The organism is Propionivibrio pelophilus DSM 12018 (genome assembly GCF_059569095.1).
Map to the genome: position 1 here is coordinate 24,658 of NZ_JCANUT010000047.1, position 7,654 is coordinate 32,311.

Annotated in this window: 7 protein-coding genes; all 7 read right to left on the reverse strand. The window is 63.2% G+C overall.

All coding sequences use genetic code 11. The annotated features are described in order from the left end of the window. Nucleotides 1–34: 34 nt before the first annotated feature. The gene (locus BO74_RS16055) at nt 35–742 is read right to left on the reverse strand and encodes an RraA family protein (RefSeq protein ID WP_496443557.1); all 708 of its coding nucleotides are present in this window, start codon (nt 740–742) and stop codon (nt 35–37) included. A 131-nt stretch (nt 743–873) separates the two neighbouring features. Then, complete coding sequence (locus tag BO74_RS16060; RefSeq protein ID WP_496443559.1) at nt 874–1,614, reverse strand: FadR/GntR family transcriptional regulator; 741 nt, start codon at nt 1,612–1,614, stop codon at nt 874–876. Nucleotides 1,615–1,731: 117 nt separating this feature from the next. Further along, a complete protein-coding gene (gene ilvN / locus BO74_RS16065; RefSeq protein ID WP_496443561.1) occupies nt 1,732–2,043 on the reverse strand; it encodes an acetolactate synthase small subunit in 312 nt (103 codons plus the stop codon). A gap of 1 nt (nt 2,044) precedes the next feature. After that, entirely contained in the window at nt 2,045–3,733 is a 1,689-nt protein-coding gene (gene ilvB, locus BO74_RS16070; protein WP_496443563.1) for an acetolactate synthase large subunit, read from the reverse strand. 343 nt (nt 3,734–4,076) lie between these two features. Next, complete coding sequence (locus BO74_RS16075) at nt 4,077–4,397, reverse strand: putative quinol monooxygenase (RefSeq protein ID WP_496443565.1); 321 nt, start codon at nt 4,395–4,397, stop codon at nt 4,077–4,079. Between the two features lie 3 nt (nt 4,398–4,400). Then, nucleotides 4,401–7,226, reverse strand: coding sequence for a cation-translocating P-type ATPase (locus BO74_RS16080; RefSeq protein ID WP_496443567.1), 2,826 nt, complete (start codon nt 7,224–7,226; stop codon nt 4,401–4,403). Nucleotides 7,227–7,470: 244 nt separating this feature from the next. Continuing rightward, nucleotides 7,471–7,654: hypothetical protein (locus BO74_RS16085; RefSeq protein ID WP_496443569.1), on the reverse strand; the 184-nt coding region annotated here is incomplete at its 5' end.

Consider the following 7,654-nt stretch of genomic DNA (forward strand, 5'->3'; position numbering starts at 1 on the left):
AACAGGGATGGAGCACCGGTTTGCCGCTCCGCAATCACAGGATTCCGAACTTCTCCCACGCGGCCTGCGCCCCCATTCCGCCCTTGATGGCTTCAAAGACCCGCTTTTCCCCGTAGGCCTTCTGCCAGGCCGCGTGGATCACCTCCTTCTCGATCTCCTGCGGAATCACGCAAACGCCATCAAGGTCGCCAAAGATGATGTCGCCTGGATTCACCGTCACCTCGCCCATCTTGATCGTGCATCGGTAGTCGATCACTTTTCCCCTCGGACGCTGATCCTGCGCGTAGCGGCCATAGGAGAACACCGGCAGGCCGACTTCCAGGATGCCGCGCGTGTCGCGGGAATAGCCATCGACCACCACGCCGGCCGCGCCCCGGTTCTTCGCACAGGTACTCATCAGCTCTCCCCAGAGAGCATAGTCTGGCGAAGAGCCCGTACAGACATAGACCTCATTCCTTTTCAGGTCGTCGAGCGCCTGGAGCATCAGCCCGAACGGCCGGTTGAAAAGATCATTCCGTCGCCCCGGCCCTTCGCCGCCCCGATCATCCGCTTCCAGGACGGGCATCGCCCGCCCGACGACGACCATGTCCTCTCGGAGCGGCTGGATGCGTGGGGAAAGGAATTGATGCGTGCGGCCCATGATATCCATCACGTCGCCGATCACCGCGCTGAACAGCCCTGTTCGGCAAAGGGTGAAAAGCTCGTCATCATCGCGCCACTGGGGAATTGAAAAATCACTCATGAACACTCCTTCCTACGGTTGATGGCCACAAACTATCCACCTGTAGGATACCTTAAAAAACGTGAGAGATTCAGCTGGCGGGATAGACCCCGGAAAGAGCACGTCCCCGTGGTCTTCCCGTCGGCGGGCGCCTACATCTGAACCGCGTCGCGCTGCGCAACGCCGTGATTGAGCATGGCGGAGACCGGCGCCAGGAAATGTTGCTCCATGGCGTCGCTCGCGGCTGCCGCGTCGCGACCGCAGATTGCCTGGACGAGGCGATCATGCAGCAAGACGATACTGCTGTCGGTATGGCTGTTGATCATGCTGCGCATCCCGATGCGCATCGACTCCTCGAGCGGCGCGCGCAAGGCAAGCAACTGGATCTTGAACAAGGGGTTATGAACCGCTTCGGCAATCGCCACATGCAGGGCGAAGTCGCATCTGATCCATTCCGGGTCGGTCAACGGCAAATCATGCAAGCGCTTCCCGGCGTCACGAATCTGCGCCAGATCGTCGTCCGTACCGTTCGACGCGGCCAGCGCGGCCATCTGGGTCTCGATGGCGCGGCGCAGCTCCAGGATCTGCTGCGCCGTGACCTGGCTCGTCGCCGCAGCGTAGGAGAAGAACATCGCGAGGACGGCGGAATCGAGTTCCTTGATTCGCGGCTTCTTGCCGCTCTGGATCGAAAGCACGCCGATCGCCGCCAGCGCGCGATACGACTCCCGAACCACGTTGCGGCTGACGTTGAGGAGCTGCGAGACCTGGCCTTCACTGGGAACAACGTCGCCAACCCGCAACTGCCTGTCGGAAATCAGGCCGATGAGAAAACGGATGACCTGATCCGACAGCGTGTCCTTCTTCACCACGGGTACCGCGTAGTCTTCCATCATGTCCGCGCCCAAATAGGGTGGGATTCTACTGAAAGACCCAACACTTTCGCAGGAAACCAGCCGACCCCGTCGATCGCTGGGCAGGAGAACTGCGACCCTGCCCTGTCTTGCAACGCCTTACCGGAAAAACTCGCCAACCCGGTCGAACACTTCATGCGCCGCGCCGTGCCGGTTCACCTTCAGCACATCTTCCAGCTTCTCGATCTGGCGGATCATCTGTTCGAGGCGGGTATCCTCGTTGACGGTCAGCCAGATGCGGCTGGTTTTGCCACTGCCCACCGGCATGCAGAGAATGCCTTCGACGTTGTAGGCGCGCCGCGAGAACAAGCCGACGATGTGCGACATCACGCCCGCGTGGTTATTGACGTCCAGCTCCAGAACGGCGTGCGCCTGGCCGGCATCGTGGTGTTTTTTGGTAATCGAGTTCATCTCAGTCTCCAATCATGTCCTTGTTGGCGGCACCGGGGGCGACCATCGGCAACACCTGTTCGTGGCGGTCGATACTGGCGTGGATGAACATCGGTCCGCGCACCGCGAACGCCGCCTGCAACGCTGCCTTGGGATCGCTCGCGGCATCGAGATCGAGCGTCTGCCAGCCGAAGCCTTCGGCGATCTTGAGAAAATCCGGCACGCCCTTGAACTTCGACGAGAAAATGCGCTCGCCGTAGAACAGCGTCTGCTGCTGGAAGACGAGGCCGAGCGAGGCGTTGTTCATCAGCACGACCTTGACGTTGGCGTTCTCTTCCGCCGCCGTGGCGAGTTCCTGGATGTTCATCAGGATGCTGCCGTCGCCCGAGAAGCAGACCACCGTCCGCTCCGGCTGGGCCATCGCCGCGCCGATCGCCGCCGGCAGACCGAAGCCCATCGTGCCGAGGCCGCCGGAGGTCAGCCACTGATGCGGCCGGCGCAGCGGGTAGGCCTGCGCCACCCACATCTGGTGCTGACCGACATCGGTAGCGATGACCGCCTCGTCGTCCACGCATTCCGCGACGGCGCGGATCAGGCCGTACGGCGTGCGCGGATCGTCGGCGCCTGGCGTCTGCAGCGGACAGGTCGACTTCAGTTCGCCGACGCGGCCCAGCCAGGCGGTACGCAGATCCTGCTTGACCTGCGGCAAAAGGCGGCCGAGCACCTCCTTGACGTCGCCCTGGATGCCGACATGCGCCGTCTTGATCTTGTCGAGTTCGGCACGATCGATGTCGATGTGGATGATCTTTGCACTCGGACAGAACGCTGCCACCTTGCCGGTGGCCCGGTCGTCGAAGCGCGCACCGACGGCGATCAGCAGGTCACACTCGTCGAGGGCCAGGTTGGTGCAGCGCGCCCCGTGCATGCCGAGCATGCCGAGCGACAGCGTGTGGTCGACCGGCATTGCGCCGAGCGCCATCAGCGTCATCACCGTCGGCAGGCTGGCTTTTTCTGCGAGTTGCACCGCCTCCGCCGAACCGCCGGAGTGCACCACACCGCCGCCGAGGTAGAGGATCGGCCGCTGTGCCTCGTTGATCATCGCCGCCGCCGTCGCGATCGGCTCGGCGTCTGCTTCGGGCGCGTGGTCGCGACGCCCGGGCTCGGGCCACTCCGTCACTTCGATGCGCTCGTTCTGCACGTCCTTGGGAATGTCGACCAGCACCGGCCCCGGTCGCCCCGAAGCGGCCAGGCGGAAGGCCTTGGGGATCACTTCAAGCAGTTCCTGCGCCGAACTGACGAGGAAATTGTGTTTGGTGATCGGAATCGTCAGGCCGTAGGTATCGACCTCCTGAAAGGCGTCGGTGCCAATCAGCGAACTCGCCACCTGCCCGGTGATCGCCACCATCGGGATCGAGTCGAGCTTGGCGTCGGCGATCGCCGTCAACAGGTTGGTCGCGCCAGGACCGGAGGTTGCCAGGCACACCGCCACTTCGCCGGTCGCCCGTGCCGCGCCCTGGGCCATGAAGCCGGCGCCCTGCTCGTGGCGGGTCAGCACGTGCTCGATCAGTTTCGACTGCGACAGCGCGTCGTAGAACGGCAGGATCGCGCCGCCCGGGATGCCGGGAATGCGGCGGATGCCCTGCCGCTCCAGCAGGCGCACGACGATCTGCGACCCGGTCAGGGTTTCTGTAGTGTCTTGACTCATTGACATCTCCTTTCGATGGGACGGGGATGCCGGTTTGACGTTTGCGGGGGCAGAAACGAAAACCCCCGCTCGGTTTGCACCGGCGGGGGTTTGTGAAGTGTTTGGTTTCGCTTACCTTCTTCTGGCCCTCGACGGTGCGCGCGGTACTACTACGCGTACTACTTCTACTACGCGTACTACCGGTACTGCACGAATCGAAATGACCAGTGCCATCGAGGCCAATGCGGCAACGAGGTAGGGAACGGTGGCGATCAGGTCAATTGCGGGCATTTCTGCGATCCAGAAAAGTGCGAGAGAGTTGATTAAATACGAGGTCAGCGAAAAACACAACCACTTTCTACACGTGGTTTCAGTTAACCATGTGGAACATGGCGAAGGTCTTGTCGACGATGAAAGGCTCGATTACTTGGTTCACCGTGGCGAAATGATCCATCGTCATATGCTTCTGGAACGCGGCCTCGTCGTCATAGACCTCGAAGAGGAAGAAATGCGCGGGATCCTTCTCGTCGACCGTGACGTCGAAGCGGCGGCAGCCGGGCTCCTTTTCCACGGAGCTGCGCGCATTGACCAGCATGGCTGTCTGGAAATCGGCGACGTGATCGGGTTTGACATAGAAATGGACGGTGACGACGTACATGATGTTGGTTCTCCGAAGTAGGTGGTTGGTCATGAATTAATGCCGGTTGATTTTACCAGCCAGACTTCCGTGCCGGACCAGGAACTTCCGCGTTTCTTCGAGTCCGCCGAAAATCAGCGCGAGGATGACGATCGGCCACCAGAACGCGGCATCGAACGCTTGCGTCGAGAACATCCAGTTTCCCGGCGGCGAGAAGACGATCAGCAGCAGCAAGCCGATCTCGGAAGCCAGGCCGAGCAACAGGAATCGGTTGCCGGACAGGGAAAAGGAGAAGGCCGATTCCCGCGGGTGCCGGCAAAGGAAAACGTTGACCACCTGCGCGGCGACGATCGCCGCCAGGCAGGCTGTGGTCGCCTGCAGGTAGAGCGGGTCGTGCGCCGCCAGCGGAGCGCCATAGCTCCAGCCACCGGCCTGAAGCACAAGGAAAAAGGCAATCAACGAGGACGCCGCCTGCAACGGCCCGAGCCACAGATAGGCGCGTACGACCAGCGCCCAGGAGAGCAGGCGCTCATCCGGCCGGCGCGGGGGCTGGAGCATCACCTCCGGATCGGGTTTCTCGGCGCCAAGCGCCAGCGCCGGCAGCATGTCCGTGCCGAGGTCGACGGCCAGGATCTGGATCACGGTCAGCGGCAGAGGGATGCGCAGCAGGACGTAGGCGAGATAGGGCACGATTTCCGGAATGTTCGAGGTCAGGATGTAGGTCATGAACTTGCGGATGTTCTCGAACACCGCCCGCCCCTCTTCCACGGCATTGACGATGCTCGCGAAGTTGTCGTCGAGCAGGATCATGTCGGCCGCCGATTTGGCCACATCGGTACCAGAAACGCCCATGGCCACGCCGATGTGCGCCGATTTGAGCGCCGGCGCGTCATTGACCCCGTCGCCGGTCACCGCGACGATCTCACCCTTGCGCTTCAGGGCGTCGACGACCAGCATCTTCTGCTCGGCGGTGACGCGGGCGAAGATCACGTGCGGGCTGTCGAGGGCCATCTGTAGTTGCGAACGGCTCATCTTGCGCAGCGATTCGCCTAGCACCACGCGCGTCCGCTCGCCGTCCCTTTCGCCGTTTTTCTTGCCCCCGTTCTCCGCTGGCACCATGCCGATCTCGCGGGCGATAGCCAGCGCGGTATGCGGGTGATCGCCGGTGACCATGATCACCTTGATTCCCGCCGACTGGCAGCGAGCGATTGCCTCCGGCACTTCCGGGCGCGGCGGATCGTAGAGGCCGATCAATCCGGAGAGCACCAGCCCCGTCTCCCGCGCCTCCTCGCCCGGGTCGAGCCGGCGCCAGGCAAATGCCAGCACGCGCAGGCCGGCGTCCGCCATGCGTTGTTGCGCGTCGACCGCATGGTGGCGGCCGTGCCGGTCGAGCAAGACTTCCTCGCCGTCGATCTCGATCGATTCGCACAGCGGCAATACCGCCTCGGGCGCACCCTTGCAGAACAGCCAGCGCTCGCCGGCTTGTTCGACGACGACCGACATGCGCCGCCGCTCGCTGTCGAAGGGAATCTCGCCGGTCGCGGCCAGTCCGTCCGGCGGCAACGCCGCGTGGCCGAATTCGAACAGCGCCACCTCCATCGGGTCGCCGAGCCAGACTTTCCGGCCATCGCGCACGCTCTGCTTCAGGCTGTGGCAGGTCGAGGCGTTACGCTGCAGGCGCGCCATCCCCGGCGTTTCCTTGGGGATGCGCTGATTCAGTGAAGATTCGTCATTCCGGCGAAGGCCGGAATCCAGACAATTCAACGAACTGGACCCCGGCCTTCGCCGGGGTGACGAAGATTTCAGTGTTTCCTTAGACATCTCTTCAACGACCTGACCGTTGACCCACACCTCACGCACCGCCATCCGGTTCTGCGTCAGTGTTCCTGTCTTGTCGCTGCAGATCACCGTCGTCGCGCCGAGCGTCTCCACCGCCGGCAGGTGCCGGATCAGGGCATTGCGCCGCGCCATGCGCTGGGTGGCCATGGCCAGCGACAGCGTGACGGTGGGCAACAAGCCTTCCGGCACGTTGGCGACGATGATGCCGATGGCAAACATCAGGTTGGCCCAGAACGGGAAGCCAAGTACGGCCCCGATGACGAAGAAAAATACGCCGAGGCCCGTGGCAAAGAGGGCCACCAGCCGCGACAAGCGCCGAATTTCCTGTTGCAGGTGCGACACGCTCTTATCGGCCGTCTGCGTCAGGTGGGCGATCTTGCCGAACTCGGTGTGCATGCCGGTGGCGAACACCACCGCCTGCCCTTCGCCGGATACCAGCGAGGTGCCGGCGAGCAGCACGTTGCGTGTCTCCAGCATACCGGTCTCGCCGCCTTCCTCCGCGCTGCGCGCCTTCGGCCGCGACTCGCCGGTGATCGTCGCAGCGTTGACCCGGATGCCGTTGCCAGAAATCAGGCGGCAGTCGGCCGGCACGTTGTCGCCCGCTTCGAGGACGATGATGTCACCGGGAACGAGTTGCTCGCCGGGCACGGTGGTCAGCTGCCCGTCGCGCATCACCTTGACCACCTGCGGCAGCAGTTGGCGCAAGGCGTCGATCGCCTTCTCGGCGCGGTACTCCTGCCAGAAGGAGAACGATCCGTTGATCAGGATGACGGCGACGATCGCCGCGCCGAGCTGCCACATGCCCTCGCCCGGACTGTAGATCTCAGCGAAAAACGCCAGCCCCGCCGCCACCCACAGGATGACGGCGAAAAAGTGCGTGAATTCACGGGCGAAACGCCGCCACTCGGCTTCACCGCCGACTTCGGCCAGGCGGTTTTCCCCGTATTCACGCAGGCGCCGCGCGGCTTCCCCGGACGACAGACCGGCGTCCGCAGTGCGCAGGCTCTGCAGCGCGTCGACGATGGGCAGATGGGCTAGATGCATACAGCCAGCTTAGGCCACGCGGGGAGGGCTTTCCACGGAGTAGTTACAATCGAAACATCCACCGCAAAGGTTCGTGGTTTGTTGATGCGCTGTGTTCCGCGCCTGACGCGCGGGCGTCCTTTCTTTTGCTTCGCCAAAAGAAAGGAGCCAAAGAAAAGGCGACCCCGGGTTACGCGGTCGGCGACGCCGACTCCCCTGCGCTACTCGGCAAGCCGGGCGGCTGCGCAACTCGGGGCTACGCCCCTCAAACAGTGCTCGCCGACTTCCCCCGGCTCGCCTCCGTTGCTCGGCGCTGCACAAGGGGAAGCTGAAAACCATCTGAGTTAACGCGCCAGCACATCAAACACCGCTCGGTTTTCCTCTTGCCCTCTGCATCGTCGAGCAGCGCAGGGCGCAACGGGAAAAAGGGCGAGGACTGTTTGAGGGGC

Bases quoted from the DNA above. Each gene is read 5' to 3' on its own strand.
- BO74_RS16055 (WP_496443557.1), bottom strand. From the start codon at position 742: ATGAGTGATTTTTCAATTCCCCAGTGGCGCGATGATGACGAGCTTTTC.
- BO74_RS16060 (WP_496443559.1), bottom strand. From the start codon at position 1,614: ATGATGGAAGACTACGCGGTACCCGTGGTGAAGAAGGACACGCTGTCG.
- ilvN (WP_496443561.1), bottom strand. From the start codon at position 2,043: ATGAACTCGATTACCAAAAAACACCACGATGCCGGCCAGGCGCACGCC.
- ilvB (WP_496443563.1), bottom strand. From the start codon at position 3,733: ATGTCAATGAGTCAAGACACTACAGAAACCCTGACCGGGTCGCAGATC.
- BO74_RS16075 (WP_496443565.1), bottom strand. From the start codon at position 4,397: ATGACCAACCACCTACTTCGGAGAACCAACATCATGTACGTCGTCACC.
- BO74_RS16080 (WP_496443567.1), bottom strand. From the start codon at position 7,226: ATGCATCTAGCCCATCTGCCCATCGTCGACGCGCTGCAGAGCCTGCGC.